General features: G+C 69.3%; 20 protein-coding genes. 14 read left to right on the top strand and 6 right to left on the bottom strand.

Annotated elements, in window-relative coordinates:
- Positions 1 to 237: 237 nt before the first annotated feature.
- Genes ACNKFW_RS08635 through ACNKFW_RS08625 form a run of 3 tightly spaced genes read left to right on the top strand, consistent with a single transcriptional unit; the run spans position 238 to position 2042 of the window.
- The gene (locus ACNKFW_RS08635) at positions 238 to 456 is read left to right on the top strand and encodes a YdcH family protein (protein ID WP_024843127.1); all 219 of its coding nucleotides are present in this window, start codon (positions 238 to 240) and stop codon (positions 454 to 456) included.
- A 52-nt stretch (positions 457 to 508) separates the two neighbouring features.
- Positions 509 to 1006: a 5-(carboxyamino)imidazole ribonucleotide mutase gene (gene purE, locus ACNKFW_RS08630; RefSeq protein ID WP_024843126.1), complete on the top strand. Its 498-nt coding sequence runs from the start codon at positions 509 to 511 to the stop codon at positions 1004 to 1006.
- Positions 999 to 2042 (top strand): 5-(carboxyamino)imidazole ribonucleotide synthase, encoded by a 1044-nt coding sequence (locus ACNKFW_RS08625; protein WP_024843125.1) that lies wholly within the window; start codon positions 999 to 1001, stop codon positions 2040 to 2042. The genes purE and ACNKFW_RS08625 overlap by 8 nt, the downstream gene beginning before the upstream one ends.
- Here the strand turns inward: ACNKFW_RS08625 and cobD are convergent.
- Positions 2026 to 2988 (bottom strand): threonine-phosphate decarboxylase CobD, encoded by a 963-nt coding sequence (cobD, locus tag ACNKFW_RS08620; RefSeq protein ID WP_147428164.1) that lies wholly within the window; start codon positions 2986 to 2988, stop codon positions 2026 to 2028. The genes ACNKFW_RS08625 and cobD overlap by 17 nt on opposite strands.
- 226 nt (positions 2989 to 3214) lie before the next feature.
- Between cobD and ACNKFW_RS08615 the strand changes: the two genes are divergently transcribed.
- From ACNKFW_RS08615 to ACNKFW_RS08590, 6 genes are all read left to right on the top strand, one after another.
- Entirely contained in the window at positions 3215 to 3715 is a 501-nt protein-coding gene (locus tag ACNKFW_RS08615; RefSeq protein WP_024843123.1) for a YbjN domain-containing protein, read from the top strand.
- 39 nt (positions 3716 to 3754) lie between these two features.
- Positions 3755 to 4558, top strand: coding sequence for a pyrroline-5-carboxylate reductase (gene proC / locus ACNKFW_RS08610; protein ID WP_024843122.1), 804 nt, complete (start codon positions 3755 to 3757; stop codon positions 4556 to 4558).
- Positions 4555 to 4896 (top strand): tRNA-binding protein, encoded by a 342-nt coding sequence (locus ACNKFW_RS08605; protein ID WP_024843121.1) that lies wholly within the window; start codon positions 4555 to 4557, stop codon positions 4894 to 4896. Before proC ends, ACNKFW_RS08605 begins: the two co-directional genes overlap by 4 nt.
- Positions 4896 to 5846 carry a 2-hydroxyacid dehydrogenase gene (locus ACNKFW_RS08600; RefSeq protein WP_024843120.1) on the top strand — a complete coding sequence of 317 codons (951 nt, stop codon included), beginning with the start codon at positions 4896 to 4898 and terminating at the stop codon, positions 5844 to 5846. Before ACNKFW_RS08605 ends, ACNKFW_RS08600 begins: the two co-directional genes overlap by 1 nt.
- Positions 5846 to 7072 (top strand): glycerate kinase type-2 family protein, encoded by a 1227-nt coding sequence (locus ACNKFW_RS08595; RefSeq protein WP_147428163.1) that lies wholly within the window; start codon positions 5846 to 5848, stop codon positions 7070 to 7072. The genes ACNKFW_RS08600 and ACNKFW_RS08595 overlap by 1 nt, the downstream gene beginning before the upstream one ends.
- 101 nt (positions 7073 to 7173) lie before the next feature.
- Positions 7174 to 8235: a DUF475 domain-containing protein gene (locus ACNKFW_RS08590; protein WP_024843118.1), complete on the top strand. Its 1062-nt coding sequence runs from the start codon at positions 7174 to 7176 to the stop codon at positions 8233 to 8235.
- Positions 8236 to 8402: 167 nt separating this feature from the next.
- On the opposite strand, the gene ACNKFW_RS08585 is transcribed toward ACNKFW_RS08590, so the two are convergent.
- The 5 genes from ACNKFW_RS08585 to cobS form a co-directional block, all read right to left on the bottom strand.
- The gene (locus ACNKFW_RS08585) at positions 8403 to 10220 is read right to left on the bottom strand and encodes an aminopeptidase P family protein (RefSeq protein WP_147428162.1); all 1818 of its coding nucleotides are present in this window, start codon (positions 10218 to 10220) and stop codon (positions 8403 to 8405) included.
- A gap of 27 nt (positions 10221 to 10247) precedes the next feature.
- Entirely contained in the window at positions 10248 to 11501 is a 1254-nt protein-coding gene (gene epsE, locus ACNKFW_RS08580) for an exopolysaccharide biosynthesis GT4 family glycosyltransferase EpsE (protein WP_418024123.1), read from the bottom strand.
- 97 nt (positions 11502 to 11598) lie between these two features.
- Entirely contained in the window at positions 11599 to 13461 is a 1863-nt protein-coding gene (cobT, locus tag ACNKFW_RS08575) for a cobaltochelatase subunit CobT (protein ID WP_147428161.1), read from the bottom strand.
- Positions 13462 to 13549: 88 nt separating this feature from the next.
- On the bottom strand, positions 13550 to 13957 hold the full coding sequence (locus tag ACNKFW_RS08570) for a hypothetical protein (protein WP_231486611.1): 408 nt from the start codon (positions 13955 to 13957) through the stop codon (positions 13550 to 13552).
- Positions 13958 to 13983: 26 nt separating this feature from the next.
- A complete protein-coding gene (gene cobS, locus ACNKFW_RS08565) occupies positions 13984 to 14958 on the bottom strand; it encodes a cobaltochelatase subunit CobS (protein ID WP_024843113.1) in 975 nt (324 codons plus the stop codon).
- Between the two features lie 154 nt (positions 14959 to 15112).
- Between cobS and ACNKFW_RS08560 the strand changes: the two genes are divergently transcribed.
- The 5 genes from ACNKFW_RS08560 to ACNKFW_RS08540 all read left to right on the top strand — a co-directional run bounded on the left by ACNKFW_RS08560 (position 15113) and on the right by ACNKFW_RS08540 (position 19654).
- Positions 15113 to 16081: a DUF808 domain-containing protein gene (locus ACNKFW_RS08560; RefSeq protein WP_147428159.1), complete on the top strand. Its 969-nt coding sequence runs from the start codon at positions 15113 to 15115 to the stop codon at positions 16079 to 16081.
- Positions 16082 to 16147: 66 nt separating this feature from the next.
- Positions 16148 to 17527, top strand: a complete 1380-nt coding sequence (locus ACNKFW_RS08555; protein ID WP_147428158.1) for an FAD-binding oxidoreductase — start codon at positions 16148 to 16150, stop codon at positions 17525 to 17527.
- An 82-nt stretch (positions 17528 to 17609) separates the two neighbouring features.
- Positions 17610 to 18068: a DUF2267 domain-containing protein gene (locus ACNKFW_RS08550; RefSeq protein WP_147428157.1), complete on the top strand. Its 459-nt coding sequence runs from the start codon at positions 17610 to 17612 to the stop codon at positions 18066 to 18068.
- 171 nt (positions 18069 to 18239) lie between these two features.
- Positions 18240 to 19022: a GH25 family lysozyme gene (locus ACNKFW_RS08545; RefSeq protein ID WP_024843109.1), complete on the top strand. Its 783-nt coding sequence runs from the start codon at positions 18240 to 18242 to the stop codon at positions 19020 to 19022.
- Entirely contained in the window at positions 18998 to 19654 is a 657-nt protein-coding gene (locus tag ACNKFW_RS08540) for a type II CAAX prenyl endopeptidase Rce1 family protein (protein ID WP_024843108.1), read from the top strand. The genes ACNKFW_RS08545 and ACNKFW_RS08540 overlap by 25 nt, the downstream gene beginning before the upstream one ends.
- Positions 19655 to 19704: the final 50 nt, after the last annotated feature.

Below are 19704 nucleotides of genomic sequence, written 5' to 3'. Positions count from 1 at the left end.
GCGCAGATGCGGGGCCAGGCGGCAACAGCAGGGCAAGCGCAAGGGCGCAGGGCCTGAGAGGGGCGGTGCGGGGCATCGGCTGCTCCTGCATGGGTTCGGATGCAAGTTTCGGGCCGAAAGCCGCTTCGTGGCAAGCGTTTTCCACACCGGCTGCCTTGCGTTAACGCGTTCCCGCAAAACCATTAACAACGCCCGGAGGCCGCGCTATAACCAAGGCGATCCAGCCCGAGGCCCGAGATGAACGCCCAGCACGAGATGTCCCATGAAGAGATCGCCCGCGCCAAGCTGGAGGTGCTGCGGCGCGAACATCGGGATCTGGACGAGGCGATCGCCGCGCTGTCGAGCCAGAGCCTGACCCATTCGCTGACCCTGCAACGGCTGAAAAAGCAGAAGCTGGCGCTGAAGGACCGCATCGCCCGGCTCGAGGACGAGCTGACCCCCGACATCATCGCCTGATTGCATGATCCCGCCCGGCGCTGTAGGGCGGGGCGCAAAAGGGGGTCGAGCCATGGAAAAAGCCGCCGAAAAACCCGTCGGAATCATCATGGGCAGCCAGTCCGACTGGCCGACCATGCGCGAGGCCGCCGCCATCCTGGACGAATTGGGCATCGGCTACGAGGCCCGGATCGTTTCCGCCCATCGCACGCCGGACCGGCTGTGGGACTATGGCAAGACGGCGGTGGCGCGCGGGCTGAAGGTGATCATCGCCGGCGCCGGCGGGGCCGCGCATCTGCCGGGCATGATGGCCAGCAAGACCCGGGTGCCGGTGATCGGCGTGCCGGTGCAGACCAGGGCGCTGTCTGGCGTCGATTCGCTTTATTCCATCTTGCAGATGCCCAGGGGCTACCCGGTCGCCACCATGGCCATCGGCGCGGCGGGTGCCGCCAATGCCGGGCTGATGGCGGCGGGGATCCTGGCGATCTCGGACCCCGGACTGGCGGCGCGGCTGGAGGCCTGGCGCCAGGCGCTCAGCGATTCCATCCCCGAGGAGCCCAAGGATGAGTGAACTGGAACCCGGCGCCACCATCGGCATCCTGGGCGGCGGACAGCTGGGCCGCATGCTCTCGGTCGCGGCCAGCCGGCTGGGCTATCGCTGCCATGTCTATGAGCCGGGCGCCGCGCCGGCGGGCGATGTGGCGCATCGGCTGACCACCGCGCCCTATGAGGACCAGGCGGCGCTGCGCGCCTTTGCCGAATCGGTCGATGTCATCACCTATGAATTCGAGAACGTGCCGACGGCGGCGCTGGACCTGCTGGAATCGATCCGCCCGATCCGGCCGAACCGCCATGCCCTGGCGATCTCGCAGGACCGGCTGAGCGAAAAGGATTTCCTGGCCGGCATCGGCTTGCGCACCGCGCCCTATCGCAATGTCGAAACCGAATCCGACCTGCCCGAGGCGCTGGCGACGCTGGGCGCGCCCGCGATCCTCAAGACCCGGCGGCTGGGCTATGACGGCAAGGGGCAGATCCGTTTTTCCGATGCCGGGCAGCGGGACTGGACCGGCGCCCCCTCGGTGCTGGAAGGGTTCGTGGAATTCTCGGCCGAGATCAGCGTCATTGTGGCGCGCGGCGCGGACGGGCAGGTCGCGGCCTATGATCCGGGCCTGAACGTGCATCGCGAGGGCATCCTGCGCACCACCACCGTGCCCTGCGGCCTGCCGGCCAGCCTGCTGACCGATGCGGTGCTGATCGCGGCGCGCATCGTCAACGCGCTGGACTATATCGGCGTCATGGGGGTCGAGCTGTTCGTGACCGCGGACGGGCTGGTGGTGAACGAGATCGCGCCGCGCGTGCATAATTCCGGCCACTGGACGCAGGCCGGCTGCGCCGTGGACCAGTTCGAGCAGCATATCCGCGCCGTGGCCGGCCTGCCGCTGGGCGACGGCCAGCGTTACGCCGATGTCGAGATGGAGAACCTGATCGGCGACGACGTGCTGCGCCTGCCCGAGCTGCTGAAGCAGCCGCGCTGCCAGGTCCATCTTTACGGCAAGGGCGAGGCGCGCCCGGGCCGCAAGATGGGCCATGTCAACCGGGTGCGGTAAAGGCGCCCGCCACGCGGTCGAATTCCGCGCGATTGCCGGGAATGCCCAGGCGAATCCAGCGCGGATGCCAGGGAAAGATGCGGCTCCAGATGCCGGCGCGGGCCAGCCGCTCATGCGCGGCCTGCGCGTCGGGCGTATCGTAGAGTCGGAACAGATGCGTGCCGCCCACCAGCGGCCAATGCGGGGTGACGATCTGGTCGAGATGCAGCGCCGCCTCGGACAGCCAGACCACGGTGTCGTCGATCCATTGCGCGTCGGCCAGCGCCTGCGCGCCGATCTCCAGCGCCGGGCCGCTGACCGACCAGGGGCCGGTGCGCTCGGCAAGGCGCGCCAGCAGATCAGGGGCGGCGATGGCGAAGCCCAGCCGCAGCCCGGCCAAGCCCCAGAACTTGCCAAAGCTGCGTAGCGCCGTCACGTTATCGGGCCGCGCGCCCGCCGCCGACAGGTCGGGGCGCGGATCGGCGAAGCTCTCGTCGACGACCAGATGCCCGACCGTGGCGGCGATGGCGGCGATCTGTGCGGGCGGGAACTCGCGCCCGTCCGGGTTGTTCGGGTTCACGATCACCGCCAGGTCGGCGCCCTCCAGCGCGGCCGGGTCGGTGGGCTCTGCCACCTCCCAGCCGGCGGCGCGCAGGCTGGCGGCGTGTTCGTTATAGGTCGGGGACAGCACCGCCGCGCGCCGGCCCGCCAGCACCTGCGGCAAAAGCTGGATCGCCGCCGAGGCGCCGGCCAGCGGCAGCACCTGGTCCTGCGGGCAGCCGAATCGGGCCGCGGCCGCGGCGCAGAGCCGGGCGGCATCGGCCCGCGTCGGCAGCGCGGTCAGGGCGTGGGGCGAAAGCGGCCCGACAGGCCAGGGCCGGCGGTTGATTCCCGTGGACAGGTCGATCCAGTCCGCCCGGCCGAAGCGGCTGGCCGCCTTGTCGATGTCGCCGCCGTGGTCGCGCATGGGCAGGTTCCTCCTTGGCCGCCGTTGAACCTGCATGAAGGCCGGCGGTCAAGCGGCGGAGGCTGGCCGTCGTGATCCGGTAACGGAATTTTCGCTTTACACCCTCGTGGAACCGGCACACGATATGTTGTAGGCACATCCCGGATACTACGCCGGGTGTAGTCTGGGCCACCAAGGGTTGGGGTTTTGACCTTGCCCCGCTCTCAGACAGGCAGGGGGACAGGATATGGCACAGCTGGACTTCATCCATAGCGATGACATCCATCCCATCGACATCGTGGAAACCGTCGCGGCGCATCACGAATGGGATTTCGACCGCCTGGCCGAGGACCAGATCGCCATGGCGGTCGAGGGCCAATGGCGCACCTATTCCATCACGCTGGCCTGGTCGCCGCGCGAGGAGGTGCTGCGGCTGATCTGCACCTTCGACATGGATCCGCCGGCCGAGAAGCTGCCGGCGCTCTACGAAGTCCTGAACCTGGCCAACGATCAGGTCTGGGACGGCGGCTTCACCTTCTGGGGCCCGCAGAAGCTGATGGTCTGGCGCTACGGGCTGGTGCTTGCGGGCGATGCCATCGCTGCGCCCTCGCAGATCGACCAGATGATCGGCAATGCCATCCTGGCCTGCGAGCGGTTCTATCCCTGTTTCCAGTTGGCCTGCTGGGGCGATGCGACGCCGGATGCCGCCATGGACATCGCCCTGTCCGAGGCCTACGGTCGCGCCTGAAATTTCCGCGGCAGCGCGGACAAGATCAGGGGGCAGGACATGGATTTTTCGGATCTGAATGCGCGCGGGCTGGTGCTGGTCGGCTGCGGCCGCATGGGCGGCGCGCTGCTGGACGGCTGGCTGAAGAACGGGCTGGCGGCGCGGGCGGTGCATGTGGTGGACCCCAATCCGCGGGCGGAACTGTCGGATCTGGGTATTTCGGTAAACGGAAAGCTGCCCGCGGCGCCCGCCGTGCTGGTAATTGCCGTCAAGCCGCAGATGATGGCGGATGTGCTGCCGCGGCTTTCGGTCGGGGCGGGGACGCTGGTCATCTCGGTCGCGGCAGGGGTGACGCTGGCGGCCTATGAGGCGGCGTTTCCGGCCGCGCCCATCGTGCGCGCCATGCCGAACACGCCGGCGGCCATCGGCCAGGGCATCACCGCCGTCATCGGCAATGCCAGGGCCGGTGAGGCCGAGATGGCGCTGGCCGAGGCGCTGCTTTCCGCCGTCGGCCGCGTCGTGCGGCTGGAGGGCGAGGACCAGATGGATGCGGTGACGGCGCTTTCTGGTTCGGGTCCGGCCTATGTCTTTCACATGATCGAGGCCATGGCGGCGGCCGGCGAGGCCGAGGGGCTTTCCGCCGCGCTGGCGCTGGACCTGGCGCGGGCCACCGTGGCCGGGGCCGGCGCGCTGGCCGTGCATGAGGACGCGGATCCGGCCAGGCTGCGCGAGGCCGTGACCTCGCCCGGCGGCACCACGGCGGCCGGTCTGAAGGAGCTGATGGACCCCAAGGCCGGCCTGCCGCCGCTGATGCGCCGCACCATAGCCGCCGCCGCCGCGCGGGGGCGGGAGCTGGGGAAATGAGCGAGCCGATCGCCTGGGCGGATTTCGAGAAGGTCGAGATCCGCGTCGGCCGCATCACCCGTGCCGAGCCTTTCCCCGAGGCGCGGCGCCCGGCCTTCAAGCTGTGGCTGGATTTCGGACCCGAGATCGGCGAGCGGAAAAGCTCGGCCCAGATCACCCGGCATTACGCGCCGGACGGGCTGGTCGGCCGGCAGGTGCTGGCGGTGGTGAATTTCCCGCCGCGCCAGATCGGCCCCTTCATGTCCGAGGTTCTGGTGCTGGGCCTGCCGGACGAAGATGGCGAGGTGGTGCTGATCGGTCCCGAGCGCGAGGTGCCGGTCGGGGGGAGGATGTATTGATGAAGCTTCTGGTGACGCGCCGCATGACACAGGCGGCGGAACATGCGCTGTCGACCCGGTTCGAGACCGAGATCCTGGATCGTCAGGACGGGCTCAGCGTCGACGAGGCGGCGCGGGCGCTGGCCGATTACGACGCGATCCTGCCGACGCTGGGCGACCGCTTCACGGCCGAGGCCTTTCAGGGCCGGCCGCGCTGCCGCCTGCTGGCGAATTTCGGGGCCGGCTACAACCATATCGACGTGGCGGCGGCGGCGGCGGCCGGCGTCGCCGTGACCAACACCCCCGACGCCGTGACCGAGGCCACTGCCGACATCGCCCTGACCCTGATCCTGATGACCGCGCGCCGGGCGGGCGAGGGCGAGCGGCTGCTGCGCCGCGGCGCCTGGACCGGCTGGCAGCCGACGCAACTGCTGGGCCGCCATGTCACCGGCTGCACCGTCGGCATCATCGGCATGGGGCGCATCGGCAAGGCCATCGCCCGGCGCTGCCATTTCGGCTTCGGCATGGACGTGATCTTTCACAACCGCTCGGTGGTCTCGTCGCTGGATTTCCCGGCCCGGCAGGTGGCCAGCCTGGACGATCTGCTGGCGCAGTCGGATTTCGCCGTCATCGCCGTGCCCGGCGGGGCCGAGACCCGGCACATGATCGGCGCGCATGAGCTGGAGCGGCTGGGGCCGCGCTCCTACCTGATCAACATCGCCCGCGGCGACGTGGTCGAGGAGGCGGCGCTGGTCGAGGCGCTGGCGCAGGGCCGGATCGCCGGGGCGGGGCTGGATGTCTACGAGTTCGAGCCCCGTGTCTCGCCCGCGCTTTGCGCCATGGAGAACGTGACCCTGCTGCCGCATCTGGGCACCGCGGCCGAGGAGGTGCGCACCGCCATGGCCATGCGGGCGATGAACAACCTGGTCGCCTTTGCCGAGGGGCAGGCGCTGCCCGACCGGGTGAACTGATGGCGCCCGGCGACCGCGCCATGGCGCTGATCCGCGCGGGCATCGCCGCCGCCGATCCTGCTGCCGCGGTGGCGCGCGGCATGGCCGAGGTGCTGGCCGATCCGCCGGGGCCGGGCGGGCGCTGGCTGGTGATCGCCGTCGGCAAGGCCGCCCGCGCCATGGCCGCGGCGGCGCTGGAGGCGCTGCCGGGGGCCGAGGCGCTGGTAGTGACCAATGCCGGCAATGACGCGGCGCTGGCCGGGGCGCGGGTCATGCGCGCCGGCCATCCGCAGCCCGACGCCAATGGCGCGGCGGCGGCCGAGGCGGTGATCGCCAGGCTTGCCTCTGCGGGGCCGCAGGACCGGGTGCTGGCGCTGATCTCGGGCGGCGGCTCGGCCATGCTGCCGGCGCCGGCCGAGGGCATGGCGCTGGCCGACAAGCAGGCGGTGAACCGGCTTTTGCTGGCCTCGGGTGCGGATATTGCACAGGTGAACCTGATCCGGCAGGGCCTGTCGCGGCTCAAGGGCGGCGGCTGGCTGCGGCTGTCGCGGGCGCCGCTGACGGCGCTGATCCTGTCGGATGTGCCGGGGGACGACCTGCGGGTCATCGCCTCGGGACCGACGGTGGCGCCGGTCGGCACGCGGGCGCAGGCGGCCGATCTGGCGCGTGCGCTGGGCATCTGGGAGCATATGCCCGAGGCGGCCCGCGCGGCGCTCAAGCGCCCCGAGGACCGCGGCGCCCTGCCGCAGGCCAGGAACATCCTCGTCGGCTCGAACGCGCTTTCCGTCGCGGCCATGGTCGCGGCCGGGGCCGATCCCGCGCCGATCCCGCTTTCGGGCGACGTGCAGGATTGCGCGCAGGCGATCTGGGCCTTGGCACCGGGGTTGCGGCCCGGCCAGGCGCTGGCCTTCGGCGGCGAGACCACGGTGAAACTGGTCGGCGATGGCATGGGCGGGCGCAACCAGGAACTGGCGCTGCGCCTGGCGCTGCTGGCCGAGGCGCAGCCGGTGGATTTCGACTGGGCCTTTGCCGCGGTCGGCAGCGACGGGCGCGACGGGCCCGGCGAGGCCGCGGGCGGGCTGGTCGGCCCCGCCACGCCGGCGGCGATCCGGGCGGGCGGCATCGATCCCGCCACGGCGCTGGCAAGGAACGATTCGACCCCGGCGCTGGCGGCGGGCGATGCGCTGGTGGTGACGGGCGCGACCGGCACCAATGTCGCCGACCTGGCGGTGCTGGTGCGCGGCTGAGCGGCGCGCGGTCCCGGGTTCGCCTGTCTGCAAGGCTGCCCTGCACCCGTCCGCCTTGCCCGTCCTTCCGGCAGGGCCTAAGACCGAAAGGCACGAGCCGCATGACGGGGAACCCGATGAGATCCACCCTGAGCTACATGACCTGGCCCTTCGTCGTCACCGGTGCGGGCCTGGCGCTGGCCGCCTTCCTTGGCTGGGAATATCACGGCACCGGCTCGGGGGCCTTCGCATTCTTCCTGATCGCCGGCATCCTGGCGGTGCTGGAAATCTCGCTCAGCTTCGACAATGCGATCGTCAATGCCAACAAGCTCAAGCAGATGGTGCCGAAATGGCAGCGCCGCTTCCTGACCTGGGGCATCCTGATCGCGGTCTTCGGCATGCGGGTGATCTTTCCGCTGCTGGTGGTGGTCATCGCCGCCCATCTCGCACCATGGGAGGCCATTCGTCTGGCCGCCACCCAGCCGCAGGAATATTCCCGCATCATCCACGAGGCGCATCTGCCCATCGCGGCCTTTGGCGGCTCGTTCCTGATGCTGGTGGCGCTGAACTATTTCTTCGACGAGGCCAAGGACGTGGACTGGATCAAGGGCGTCGAGGCCGCGCTGCGCAAGCTGGGCGAGATCCGCGGCATGGAGGTCGGCTTCGTGCTGGTCTGCATGCTGGTGATCGTCGGCCAGCTGCCGGCGGAAAAGGAGCATGCCTTCATCATCGCCGCGATCTGGGGGGTGATCACCTATCTGCTGGTGGACATGCTGGGCCATGTTCTGGACCGCTGGGGCGGCGGGCCGCAGCCGGTCGACATGGCGCGCGGCGGTTTCGGCGCCTTCCTCTATCTCGAGGTGCTGGACGCCTCTTTCAGCTTCGACGGGGTGATCGGCGCCTTCGCGCTGACCCAGAACCTGTTCCTGATCGCCATCGGGCTTGGCATCGGTGCGATGTATGTGCGCTCGATGACGGTGATGCTGGTCGAACGCGGCACGCTCGCCGCCTTCCGCTATCTCGAACATGGTGCCTTCTGGTCGATCTTCGTGCTGTCCATCCTGATGTTCGTCCAGACCCTGCGGCCGATCCCCGAAGTAGTCACCGGCCTTCTGGGCGCCTGTTTCATCGGCATGGCCTTCCTCAGCTCGCTGGCCTGGCGCCGCCGTCACCCGCACGGCTGAGATTGCCGCTCTTTCCGTTTTCCAAATACCCATGCTACGGCGCCCAGGGGCGCGGTTGCCGGGGTATTTGGGGAACAGAGAAGGCGCGCCGGGATGTCCCACCGGGTCGCGCCTTGCTGGTTGCGCCGTTCGGATGAGTATTTGGGAAACGGTGATAGCGCCGGTCTTCAGGCCCTGCCGTCCAGCGGCCGGGTCGCGCGATGGAGCCAGTCGCGCACCTCGCCCTCGACCAGGGGCGAGATCTTCTCCCAGACCTGCGCGTGATAGGCGTCGAGCCAGGCGATCTCGGCCGGGGCGAGCAGTCCGGGCTCGATGAGGCGACGGTCGATCGGGGCAAAGGTCAGGGTCTCGAAGCCCAGCATCTCGCGGCCATCCGGGCTTTCGCGCTTCTCGACCACGATCAGGTTCTCGATGCGGATGCCGAAGGCGCCCTCGCGGTAATAGCCCGGCTCGTTCGACAGGATCATGCCGGGCTGCAGAGGAATCTCCGAGATGCGCGAGATCCGGACCGGCCCTTCATGCACGGACAGGCCGGCGCCGACGCCATGGCCGGTGCCGTGGTCGTAATCCATGCCCTCGGACCAGAGCGGTGCACGGGCCAGCGCGTCGATATGGCAGCCGGCGACGCCCTTGGGGAACTGCACCTGCGAGATGGCGATCATGCCCTGAAGCACGCGGGTATAGGGCCGCCGCGCCGCCGGATCGGCTGGGCCCATCGGCAGGGTGCGGGTGATGTCGGTGGTGCCGTTGGCATATTGCCCGCCGGAATCGACCAGCAGCACATGGCCGGGCAGGATGCGCAGGTTGCTTTGCCGGTCGACATGGTAATGCGGGATCGCGGCATGCGGGCCTGTGGCTGCGATCGTGTCGAAGCTGATGTCGAGGATGCCGCGCGCCACGCGCAATTCCTCAAGCCTTTGCGCCACGTCGATCTCGGTCAGCGGCTCGGCGTCCAGATGCGCGGCGCGGGCGTCGAGCCAGCACAAGAGTTCCGCCACCGCCGCGCCGTCCTGCAGATGCGCGGCGCGCATGCCGGCGATCTCGGCCGGGTTCTTGCAGGCTTTCGGCAGGATCACCGGGTCCGGGCCCTCGGCAATGGGGGTCTTCATGCTTTCGATCAGCGCGAAGACCCGGTCGGGCGCGCTGGCCGGATCGACCCGCACCGGGCCGGCAAGGTTGGTCAGCGCCGGGGTCAGCGCATCGAGCGGCAGCACCGAGACCGCGTTGCCAAGCGCCGCCCGCACCTCCGCGCCGAACTTGGCCGGGTTGGTGAAGACGGCGACATGGCCGTTCTCCTCGATGATGGCGAAGCATTGCACCACCGGGTTCTTCGGCACGTCCGCCCCGCGGATGTTCAGAAGCCACGAGACCGAATCGGGCAGCGTCAGCACCGCCGCCTGCTGCCCGGCCTCGCGCAGCGCCTGGGCGATGCGGGCGCGCTTCTCGGCCGCGGTCTCGCCGGCGATCGCGTCGGGCCAGAGCCGCACCGCGCCCACCGGCGCCTCGGGCTGGTCGGGCCAGATCGCATCGACCGGGTTCGTGTCGAGCGCGATCAGGGCGATGCCCGAACCGGCCAGGCCCTTTTCCATCTCGCGGATCTCGCGCCGCGTGTGCAGCCAGGGGTCGTAGCCGATGCGCCCGCCCTCGGGCAGCGCCTCGCGCAGCCAGTCGGCGGGCCTGGTTTCCGGCCAGGGCACCGGGGTGAAATGCGCGGGGTCGACCTCGGCCTTGACCTGCACGCGATAGCGGCCGTCGATGAACACCCCGGCGCGGTCGGGGGTGACGATGCAGAAACCGGCGCTGCCGGTGAAGCCGGTCAGCCAGGCCAGCCGTGCGTCGCGCGCCGCGACATATTCGCCCTGATGCGCATCGGCGCGCGGCACCAGGAAGCCGTCGAGCCCGCGCGCCGCCAGTTCGCGGCGCAGCGCGGCCAGCCGGGGCGGATGTGCGGCGGGGTCGGAATGGCTGTCGTAATTCTGGAACATGCTTGCCTCTGGGTCTTGTTCTGGGTGTCAGGCGCGGGCCAGCGCCGCGCCCGCGCCGGGCAGGGTGCGCGCGAGGCCGTCGGCCAGGGCCTGGGCGCTGCGGCGGTGGTGGAAATCGGCGGCGACGCGGGCGCGGGACGCCTGCGCCAGCCGCCGCGCTTCCGCGGGATCGGCGTGCAGCCGGGCGATCTCCTCGGCCATGATCTCGGGGCGTTCGGGCGGCACCAGGATCGCGTCGCGGCCCGAGGTGATCAGCTCGTGATTGCCGCCGACATCGGTGACGACCACCGGCATCTCCATCGCCATCGCCTCCATGATCGCGACCGAGATGCCCTCGTTCAGGCTGGCCAGCGCAAAGACATGCGCGCGCTCCAGCCCCTCGCGCACCCGATCCTCGCTGATCGCGCCCAAAAGCGTGACCGCATCGCCGAGGCCCTTCCCGGCGATCAGCGCGTCGAGCTGGCGGTGATGGCCCGAGCCGCCCTGCTCGTCCTCGCCGGCGATTTCCAGCCGGGCGTCGATGCCCTGGGCGCGCAGCAGGGCGACGGTCTCGATCAGGTGGTCGTGGCCCTTGACCGCGTTCAGCCGGCCGCAGCTGAAAATGCGCAGCGCCTCGCCGGGGGCAGGAGGCTGCCAGGGCGTCCGGCGTCGGATCTGGTCGAGGTCCACGCCCATCGGCGCGACATTGATGACGGCGGGGCGGTCGGTGCCGATCTCGCGCTCGGCCACCCGCGTCAGCAATTGCGAGATGATGGTGGCGAAGCGCGCATGGCGCCATTTCTGCCGCTGGTTCGGCCCGTAGCCCTCCAGCGTCGGCCCGTGCAGGGTCAGGCTGTAGCCGGGCCCGCCCAGGCGTTCCGCGAACATGGCGATATTGGCGCTATCGGCGCAGCTGTGGACATGGACATGGTTCCAGCCCTGCTGGCGGGCGATACGCTTCAGCCGCGCGCCCATGGCCAGCAGCGCCAGCATGCGCAGACGGCCCTTGACGCCCTGCGCCTCGGCGGTCAGCGCCGCGCCCAAGCCGCGCGCCCAGCCGGCGGGCCCCGAGCGCAGGAATTCCGCAAGGATGCCCAGGCCCTCGCCGCCCAGCGGCATCAGGTAGCGGGTCCGGGCCTGTGCCTCGGCCGCCCAGGCATGCGAGGCGACGGCGCGCGGCGGCGGCCGGGTCGAGATCAGCTCGGCCTCGATCCCCAGTTCCGCCAGCGCCTGCCGCTCGCGCCACAGGAAGATATGGGTCTGGCCCGGAAATTCGGGAATGAAGAAGCCGATCTTCAGCACGTCAAATCCTTTGGCCTGTCAGGCGGAAAGCGGCCCCGGTCCGACGAAATTGGTCGCATGGGACGCCGGGCAGATCAACCAGCCCGAAAGAACAGGTTCAGCCGGCGCGGCGCAGGTTCATGGCGCGGGCGCGTTTCCTGGGATCGGCCTCGAACAGGGCGGCAAGCTGCTCGGTCATGGCGCCGGCCAACTGTTCGGCATCGGTGATCGTCACCGCGCGCTGGTAATAGCGGGTCACGTCATGGCCGATGCCGATGGCCAGCAGTTCCACCTGCTTCTTGCGCTCGATCATCGCGATCACGTCGCGCAGGTGCTTTTCCAGGAAATTCGCCGGGTTGACCGAAAGGGTCGAATCGTCCACCGGCGCCCCGTCCGAGATCACCATCAGGATGCGCCGCGCCTCGGGCCGCCGGGCCAGCCGCCGATGCGCCCATTCCAGCGCCTCGCCGTCGATATTTTCCTTGAGGAGCCCCTCTTTCATCATCAGGCCCAGGTTCGGCCGCACCCGCCGCCAGGGTGCATCGGCACCCTTGTAGATGATATGGCGCAGGTCGTTCAGCCGCCCCGGCTGCGCCGGCCGGCCGGCGGTCAGCCATTTCTCGCGGCTCTGGCCGCCCTTCCAGGCGCGGGTGGTGAAGCCCAGGATCTCGACCTTGACCTGGCTGCGTTCCAGCGTCCGGGCCAGCACATCGGCGCAGATCGCGGCGATCGAGATCGGCCGGCCCCGCATCGAGCCGGAATTGTCCAGCAGCAGCGTGACCACGGTGTCGCGGAACTCGGTGTCCTTTTCGACCTTGAAGGACAGGGGCGTCGTCGGGTTCGCCACCACGCGGGCCAGGCGGCCGGCGTCCAAGACCCCCTCCTCCTTGTCGAATTCCCAGCTGCGGTTCTGCTGCGCCTGCAGGCGGCGTTGCAGCTTGTTGGCCAGCCGCGAAACCGCGCCGCGCAGGGGCTCCAGCTGCTTGTCCAGATAGGCGCGCAGCCGCTCCAGCTCGGCCGGATCGGCCAGATCCTCGGCGCGGATCTCCTCGTCGAATTCCTGGGCATAGACGCGGTAGTCCGGGCTCGCCTCGCTGACCTGCGGCGGCAGGTCGGGCGGCGTCTCGGCCTCGGACATCTCGGCCTCGTCCACCAGCTCCTCGTCGGACTGGTCGTCCATGCTGACCTGGGCCTGGCGTTCGTCCTGGGTCTGGTCCTGCGTGCGCTCGGGGCTGGCCTCGGCCTCCTCGTCCTGGTTCTGGTCGCGGGACTGGTTATCGCCGGCCTCCTCGTCCTGCTCGGCGTTTTCCTCGGCCTCGTCTTCCTGCGGCTCGTCGGGGTCTTCGCCCAGCTGGTCGCCATAGCCCAGGTCGGCGATCACCTTGCGGGCGAGCCGGGCGAAGGCCGCCTGGTCGGCCAGCACCTCGCCCACATGATCGAGATCGGCGCCGGCCTGTTCCTCGACGAAGGGGCGCCACAGGTCCGCGACATGCTGCGCGGCCGGGGGCAGGGCGCGGCCCGTCGCCGCCTGCCGCACGATATAGCCCGCCGCGACGGCCAGCGGCGCATCGGCCGGGGCCTTGATCTGGCCATAGCCCTTGCGCTCGGCCTCCTGGCCCAGCTTGGCGTCGATGTTGCTGAGCGCGCCGGGCATGTCGCGCGCGCCCAATGCCTCGCAGCGCGCGGTCTCCATCGCCTCGTAGAGGTCGCGCGCCATCGGCCCGGCGGGGGCGTATTTCGCATGGGTCGCGGCGTCGTGGTGGCGCAGCTTCATCGCCAGGGCGTCGGCGGTGCCGCGCGCCAGCAGCACCTCGTCGCGGGTCATGCGGCGGCTGACCTGCGGCAGGCGCATGGTGTCGCCCGCCACGCCGGACGGGTCGGCGGTGAAGGTCACGTTCAGCTCGTGATCCTCGGCCAGCGCGCGGGTGGCCTCGGTCAGGGCCTTCTTGAACGGATCGGCGGGGTTGTCGGATTTTTTCATGGGCTGTTCCAGAAATCGCCTTTGTCCGCCATTGCACTACATTCGCAGCAAAAGGCCAAGAAACGAGCGTAGCGAGGTTGCTCTTCCATCATTCGTAAAACCTCAGCAGCGGTGCGCAGGAGGCTTTGTCTTGTGCGTAGATTGTCGCCGTGGGTTCGGGTTGATGGACGTCGAAGCCGCCGAATGCGTCAAGATAGGCTTTCGTAAAGCTGGTCTCCGTCATCGGCGAGGCCAGCGGGAAGCTCTTGACCGTATCGACCTCCAGAGCCCAACGAACGGAATCCCCGCGCTTTTCGTCGCGCCCGGTCACCGGATTGCTGCGCAGAACCATCCCGACTGCAATTGTAGCTTGCACGAAGTCCCGGCAACGGGTCTGCACATAGGCCGCGTCGTCAGCGTTCGGGTCGGCCGAGAGGGGTATCAGCGTTGCAGCCTTATCCTCGTTCGGCATGCCCGCGGTCAGGGCTGCGGCCATCGCCGGCAGGGCCATGGCCATCGCGCAAATGCTGACCGCCCCCCGCATCACCCCGCCTTGACCGCCGCGCTTTCCGGCAGTTCCTCGTCGAAGAGCCGCTGATAGAACTCGGCCACCGTCTGCCGCTCCAGCTCGTCGCATTTGTTCAGGAAGGTCAGGCGGAAGGCATAGCCCACGTTATCGCCGAAGATCCGCGCGTTTTGCGCCCAGGCGATCACCGTCCGGGGCGACATCACCGTCGAAAGATCCCCCTGCATGAAGGCCGTGCGCGTCAGGTCGGCCAGCGTCACCATCTGGTTGATGATCTTGCGGCCCTTCTCGGTGTTGTAGGTCGGGTTCTTGGCCAGCACGATGGCGGCCTCGGCGTCGTGGCTCAGGTAATTCAGCGTCGAGACCAGCGACCAGCGGTCCATCTGGCCCTGGTTGATCTGCTGCGTGCCGTGATAGAGGCCCGTGGTGTCGCCCAGGCCCACGGTGTTCGCCGTCGCGAACAGGCGGAAATAGGGATTGGGCGTGATGACCTCGTTCTGGTCCAGCAGCGTCAGCTTGCCATCGGCCTCCAGCACGCGCTGGATCACGAACATCACGTCGGCGCGGCCGGCGTCGTATTCGTCGAAGACGATGGCGGTCGGGTTGCGCAGCGCCCAGGGCAGAATGCCCTCGTGGAACACCGTGACCTGCTTGCCGTCCACCAGCTTGATCGCGTCCTTGCCGATCAGGTCGATGCGGCTGACATGGCTGTCCAGGTTCACCCGCACGCAGGGCCAGTTCAGCCGCGCCGCCACCTGCTCGATATGCGTCGATTTGCCGGTGCCGTGATAGCCCTGGATCATCACCCGGCGGTTATAGGCAAAGCCCGCCAGGATCGCCAAGGTGGTATCGGGATCGAACTTGTAGGTCGTGTCGATGTCGGGCACCCGGTCCGAGCGTTCGGCAAAGCCCTTGACCTTCATGTCGCTGTCTAGGCCGAAGACCTCGCGCAGGTCGATTTCCTCGGTCGGTTTCGCGTTCTGATCCAGCATGGGCGGCCCTTTCGATTGTCCCATGCTTGATGAATGATTCCCCGCGCGGGTGCAAGCCGGGCAAGGGGCGGGAACCATCGCCGGGGCCGCGAATTGCGCATGGGCGCGCCGCCGCCTAGAGTGCGGCGCGGGAAACCAGGGACGGGAAACGGGCATGAGCGGATTGCTGGCGCTGCTGGATGACGTGGCGGGGATCGCCAAGATCGCGGCGGCGTCGATCGACGACGTGGCGGGGCAGGCGGTCAAGGCCGGCAGCAAGGCCGCCGGCGCGGTGATCGACGACGCGGCGGTGACGCCGAAATACGTGCACGGCTTTTCCGCCGCGCGCGAGGTGCCGATCGTGATGAAGATCGCCCGCGGCTCGCTTTACAACAAGCTGGTGATCCTGCTGCCCATCGCGCTGCTGCTCTCGGCCTTTGCGCCCTGGGCGATCACGCCCCTGTTGATGCTGGGCGGCTCCTACCTGTGTTTCGAGGGCGCCGAGAAGGTCCTGCATGCGCTCAGCTACCACAAGGTCAACGAGCCGCATCTGAAGACGACCGCCGAGGGCGCCGCCGGGCTGGAAGAGGAACGGGTGCGCGGCGCGATCAAGACCGACTTCATCCTCTCGGCCGAGATCATGACCATCGCGCTGGCCACGATCCCGAACGGCGATGCGATCTGGATGAAGGCGCTGATCCTGGCCGTGGTGGCCCTGGGCATCACCGTCGCGGTCTACGGCTTCGTGGCGCTGATCGTGAAGGCGGACGATTTCGGCCTGCACCTGCATGAGCGCGGCGGCCCCGGCGCGGCGCTGGGCCGCGGCATCGTCCATGTCATGCCGGGCTTCATGAAGGTGCTGACCGTGGTCGGCACCGCGGCGATGATCTGGGTCGGCGGCCAGATCGTCATCCACGGGCTGCACGAACTGGGCCAGCACCAGCCCTATGAATGGATCCATGGCATGGCCGCGGCCGCGGCCCGGGCCCTGCCCGCTGCGCCCGGCTTCGCCGCCTGGGCCGCCACCGCCTTCTTCGACGGCATCTTCGGGGTGATCTGGGGCATGATCCTGATCCCGGTGGCGCATTACGCCGTCACCCCCGCCATCGAGGCGGTGAAGGGCGCGGTGGGCGCCAAGTCCTGACCCCGGCTTGCCCTTGGCCGGCTGCCGGGACTATCAACTGCCATACCAATGCCGCAGGAGATCTCCATGCCGATTCCCGCCCCGGCCCTCGACGCGCTTTCCGCGCTTCTGGGCGCGCGCCTGTCCACCAGCGGCGCCGACCGCGAGTTGCACGCCCAGTCCGAGACCTTCCACCGCGCCCCGCCGCCCGATGCCGTGGCCTGGCCGGTCTCGACCGAGGAGGTCTCGCGCATCGCCGCCATCTGCCACGCGCATCGCGTGCCGATGATCGGCTGGGGCACCGGCACCTCGCTGGAGGGGCAGGCCCTGGCGCCGCAGGGCGGGCTGGTCATCGACCTGTCGAAGATGGACCGGGTGCTGGAGATCCGGGCCGAGGACATGCAGGCCAGCGTCCAGCCCGGCTGCACGCGCGAGGCGCTGAATACCGAATTGCGGGCGACCGGGCTGTTCTTCCCGGTCGATCCCGGCGCCAATGCCTCGCTGGGCGGCATGGCGGCGACGCGCGCCTCGGGCACTACGGCGGTGCGCTACGGCACCATGCGCGACAATGTGCTGGCGCTGGAGGTGGTGCTGGCCGACGGGCAGGTGATCCGCACCGGCACGCGGGCGGCGAAATCCAGCGCCGGCTATGACCTGACCGGGCTTTTCGTCGGCTCCGAGGGCACGCTGGGCATCATCACCGAGCTGACCCTGAAGCTGCACGGCCAGCCCGAGGAGGTCGCCGCGGCGGTCTGCGGCTTTCCGACGCTGGAGCAGGCGGTGGAATGCGTCACCGCGACGATCCAGTCGGGCATCCCCATGGCGCGGATCGAGTTCATCGACGCCGACGTGGTGCGTGCCTTCAACCGCGCCTCGGGCACGCAGATGCACGAGGGCCCGCACCTGATGGTCGAGTTCCACGGCGGACCCGCCTCGGTCAAGGGCGATGCCGAGGCCTTCGGCGCGCTGGCGGGCGAGTTCGGCGGCACCGGCTTCGACTGGGCGACCACGCCCGAGGCGCGGGCGGCGCTGTGGAAGATGCGGCACAATGCCTATCGCTCGTGCCTGGCCTTGCGGCCGGGGGCGACGGCGGTGGTGACGGATGTCTGCGTGCCGATGTCGCACCTGCCCGCCGCCGTGGCCGCGGCGGCCGAGGACATCCGCGCCGAGGGCCTGCTGGGCCCCATCGTCGGCCATGTCGGCGACGGCAACTTCCACGCCCAGATCCTGGTGATGCCCGGAGACGAGGCCGAGCTGGCCGCCGCCAAGCGCGTCGCGCTGCGCATGGCCGAGCGCGCCATCGCGGTGGGCGGCACCATCACCGGCGAGCATGGCGTGGGCATCGGCAAGAAGCCCCTGATGCCCGCCCAGCACGGCGCTGCCATCGGCGTGATGGCGGCGATCAAGCAGGCACTGGACCCCCAGGGGGTGCTGAATCCCGGCAAGCTGGTGCCGGAGGTGGGCTGAGGCGCAAGGCGCGCCGGCACAGTCCGGCCCAAGGCGCCGCCCGGCCGCAGCGGCAGCGCATCCCGGCAAGGAGGAGCGGGAAATGCCAATGCCATGGACCTATCGCCATGCGTCCAAGGAATGGCGCGCGATTCTCGACGATCTCAAGGACCGCATGGACCTAGTCTCGGACAACAGCGCCTATACCGCCCTGGACGGCGTACTCCAGGCCTTTCGGCGCCGACTCACGGCGCAGCAGGGGCTGGACTTCGCATCTGTCCTGCCAGCGATTCCCAGGGCGATCTTCGTCGCCGGCTGGAAACCCGACGAGAAGCCGGTGCCCTTTGCCGACCGCCGGACCATGACCCGAGAGGCGCAACAGCTCCGGCCGCATCACAGCCTGACCCCGGACAACGCCATCGAGGCCGTGGCCTGGACCATCCGCCGCTATGTGAACAAGGCGGATTTTCAGCGCGTCCTGGAATGCCTGCCGCCGGGCGCAGTCCAGTTCTGGCATGTCGATGTGGCCGACCCCAGGGAGATCGGGCCGCGGATCTTCTGAAACGTGCCGCACAACCTGCGGTGGAGATGCGCGCCGGCCGGGGTGTCCCTGACAAACTCGTGACTGTCACGCCATCGTGACAGAGCGTCGCACCTTTGCGATAAGGACACGAAGCGCCGAGTACAGGCGCAGGGGCAGAGCGCGCGACATGCGCGCAGGCAGAGGGCAGAGATGACATTCCTGGGCAAGATTTTCACGGCGTTGGCGCTGGTCGCGCTGGCCTCCTGCGGGGGGCCTTCCAGCGGGCCGGCGGTGATGGCGGGGCAGGGCAGCGGCCCGCAATTCGGCGACAGCGCGCCCCATCCCTGGATCGGCGGGCATCCCTATGACCACCCGATCCACGGCATCGACATCTCGCGCTGGCAGGGCGACATCGACTGGCACCGGGTGCGCGGCTCGGGCATCAGCTTCGCCTTCATCAAGGCGACCGAGGGCGGCGACCATGCCGACCCGAACTTCCGCCGCTACTGGCGCGAGGCGGCGCAGGCGCGCATCCCGCGCGGCGCCTATCACTATTTCTATTTCTGCCGCTCGGGCTCGGAGCAGGCGGCCTGGTTCATCGCCAACGTGCCCAGGGAGCGCGGCGCCATGCCGCCGGTGCTGGACCTGGAATGGACCGCCTCCAAGACCTGCCCGCATCGCCCGGCCAGCCATGAGGTGCTGCGCGAGGCCAAGATCTTCAAGGACATCCTGCACCGGCATTACGGCCAGCGCCCGATCATCTACACCACGGTCGATTTCTACCGCGACAACAACCTCGGCTCCTGGCCCGAGGAGTTCTGGCTGCGCTCGGTCGCGGGCCATCCGCGCATCGTCTATCCCGGCCAGCGCTACACGTTCTGGCAATATACCGGCACCGGCATCGTGCCGGGGATCCGCGGCAACGTGGACCTGAACGTCTTTGCGGGCTCGCCCGCGCAGTGGCGGGCATGGCTGAACCAGCGCCTGCAATAAGGCGCGGCCTGCTCTGGGCCGAGTTCGCGGCGCTCTATGTCGGGACGCCGCTGGTGATCGCGCTGTTCCTGCCCGGCCATATGCTGTTCGAGGCGCTGGCGGTGTTCAGCCTGGCGGGGCTGGGCCTCTTGTGGCGCACCGGCGGCTTTCACTGGCACAGCCTGGTGCGCGGCTGGAGCCGGCTGCCCTGGCGCGAGATCCTGGCCGTGGCGCTGGCCACCCTGCTGGTGGGGCTGGCGATCCTGGCGCTCGACCGCCCGAACTCGATCTTCCAGATCGTGCGGCAGCGGCCCGAGTTCCTGCCGGTGATCTGGACCTTCTATCCGATCCTCTCGGCCCTGCCGCAGGAACTGATCTTTCGCCCGCTGTTCTTTCACCGCTACGCCGCACTGCTGCCGGCGGGGCAGGGGGCGATCGCGCTGAACGCGGCGGTGTTTTCCTTTGCCCACCTGATGTATTGGTCCTGGGTGGTGGCGGTGCTGACCTTCGTCGGCGGCTGGGTCTTTGCCCGCGCCTATCTGGAGCGCGGCTTTCCCTCGGCCTGGGTGCTGCATGCGGTGGCGGGGAACGTCCTCTTCGCTGTCGGCATGGGCGCCTATTTCTACACTGGCAACGTGGTGAGGCCGTTCTGATTGCTTGACTTCGCCGGCGCGGCGCGGTTCATGCGGGGCCGATACGCAAG

Source organism: Paracoccus sp. TD-10, assembly GCF_048270675.1.
In the GTDB taxonomy this organism is placed as follows: domain Bacteria; phylum Pseudomonadota; class Alphaproteobacteria; order Rhodobacterales; family Rhodobacteraceae; genus Paracoccus; species Paracoccus pantotrophus.
Note: the sequence above shows the minus strand (reverse complement) of the source record. Positions and strands in the feature narration are given on the sequence as shown.

Excerpts from the sequence above, each read along its gene's own strand:
- ACNKFW_RS08635 (WP_024843127.1), top strand. The coding sequence starts at position 238 with ATGAACGCCCAGCACGAGATGTCCCATGAAGAGATCGCCCGCGCCAAG.
- purE (WP_024843126.1), top strand. The coding sequence starts at position 509 with ATGGAAAAAGCCGCCGAAAAACCCGTCGGAATCATCATGGGCAGCCAG.
- ACNKFW_RS08625 (WP_024843125.1), top strand. The coding sequence starts at position 999 with ATGAGTGAACTGGAACCCGGCGCCACCATCGGCATCCTGGGCGGCGGA.
- cobD (WP_147428164.1), bottom strand. The coding sequence starts at position 2,988 with ATGCGCGACCACGGCGGCGACATCGACAAGGCGGCCAGCCGCTTCGGC.
- ACNKFW_RS08615 (WP_024843123.1), top strand. The coding sequence starts at position 3,215 with ATGGCACAGCTGGACTTCATCCATAGCGATGACATCCATCCCATCGAC.
- proC (WP_024843122.1), top strand. The coding sequence starts at position 3,755 with ATGGATTTTTCGGATCTGAATGCGCGCGGGCTGGTGCTGGTCGGCTGC.
- ACNKFW_RS08605 (WP_024843121.1), top strand. The coding sequence starts at position 4,555 with ATGAGCGAGCCGATCGCCTGGGCGGATTTCGAGAAGGTCGAGATCCGC.
- ACNKFW_RS08600 (WP_024843120.1), top strand. The coding sequence starts at position 4,896 with ATGAAGCTTCTGGTGACGCGCCGCATGACACAGGCGGCGGAACATGCG.
- ACNKFW_RS08595 (WP_147428163.1), top strand. The coding sequence starts at position 5,846 with ATGGCGCCCGGCGACCGCGCCATGGCGCTGATCCGCGCGGGCATCGCC.
- ACNKFW_RS08590 (WP_024843118.1), top strand. The coding sequence starts at position 7,174 with ATGACGGGGAACCCGATGAGATCCACCCTGAGCTACATGACCTGGCCC.
- ACNKFW_RS08585 (WP_147428162.1), bottom strand. The coding sequence starts at position 10,220 with ATGTTCCAGAATTACGACAGCCATTCCGACCCCGCCGCACATCCGCCC.
- cobT (WP_147428161.1), bottom strand. The coding sequence starts at position 13,461 with ATGAAAAAATCCGACAACCCCGCCGATCCGTTCAAGAAGGCCCTGACC.
- ACNKFW_RS08570 (WP_231486611.1), bottom strand. The coding sequence starts at position 13,957 with ATGGCCATGGCCCTGCCGGCGATGGCCGCAGCCCTGACCGCGGGCATG.
- cobS (WP_024843113.1), bottom strand. The coding sequence starts at position 14,958 with ATGCTGGATCAGAACGCGAAACCGACCGAGGAAATCGACCTGCGCGAG.
- ACNKFW_RS08560 (WP_147428159.1), top strand. The coding sequence starts at position 15,113 with ATGAGCGGATTGCTGGCGCTGCTGGATGACGTGGCGGGGATCGCCAAG.
- ACNKFW_RS08555 (WP_147428158.1), top strand. The coding sequence starts at position 16,148 with ATGCCGATTCCCGCCCCGGCCCTCGACGCGCTTTCCGCGCTTCTGGGC.
- ACNKFW_RS08550 (WP_147428157.1), top strand. The coding sequence starts at position 17,610 with ATGCCAATGCCATGGACCTATCGCCATGCGTCCAAGGAATGGCGCGCG.
- ACNKFW_RS08545 (WP_024843109.1), top strand. The coding sequence starts at position 18,240 with ATGACATTCCTGGGCAAGATTTTCACGGCGTTGGCGCTGGTCGCGCTG.
- ACNKFW_RS08540 (WP_024843108.1), top strand. The coding sequence starts at position 18,998 with ATGGCTGAACCAGCGCCTGCAATAAGGCGCGGCCTGCTCTGGGCCGAG.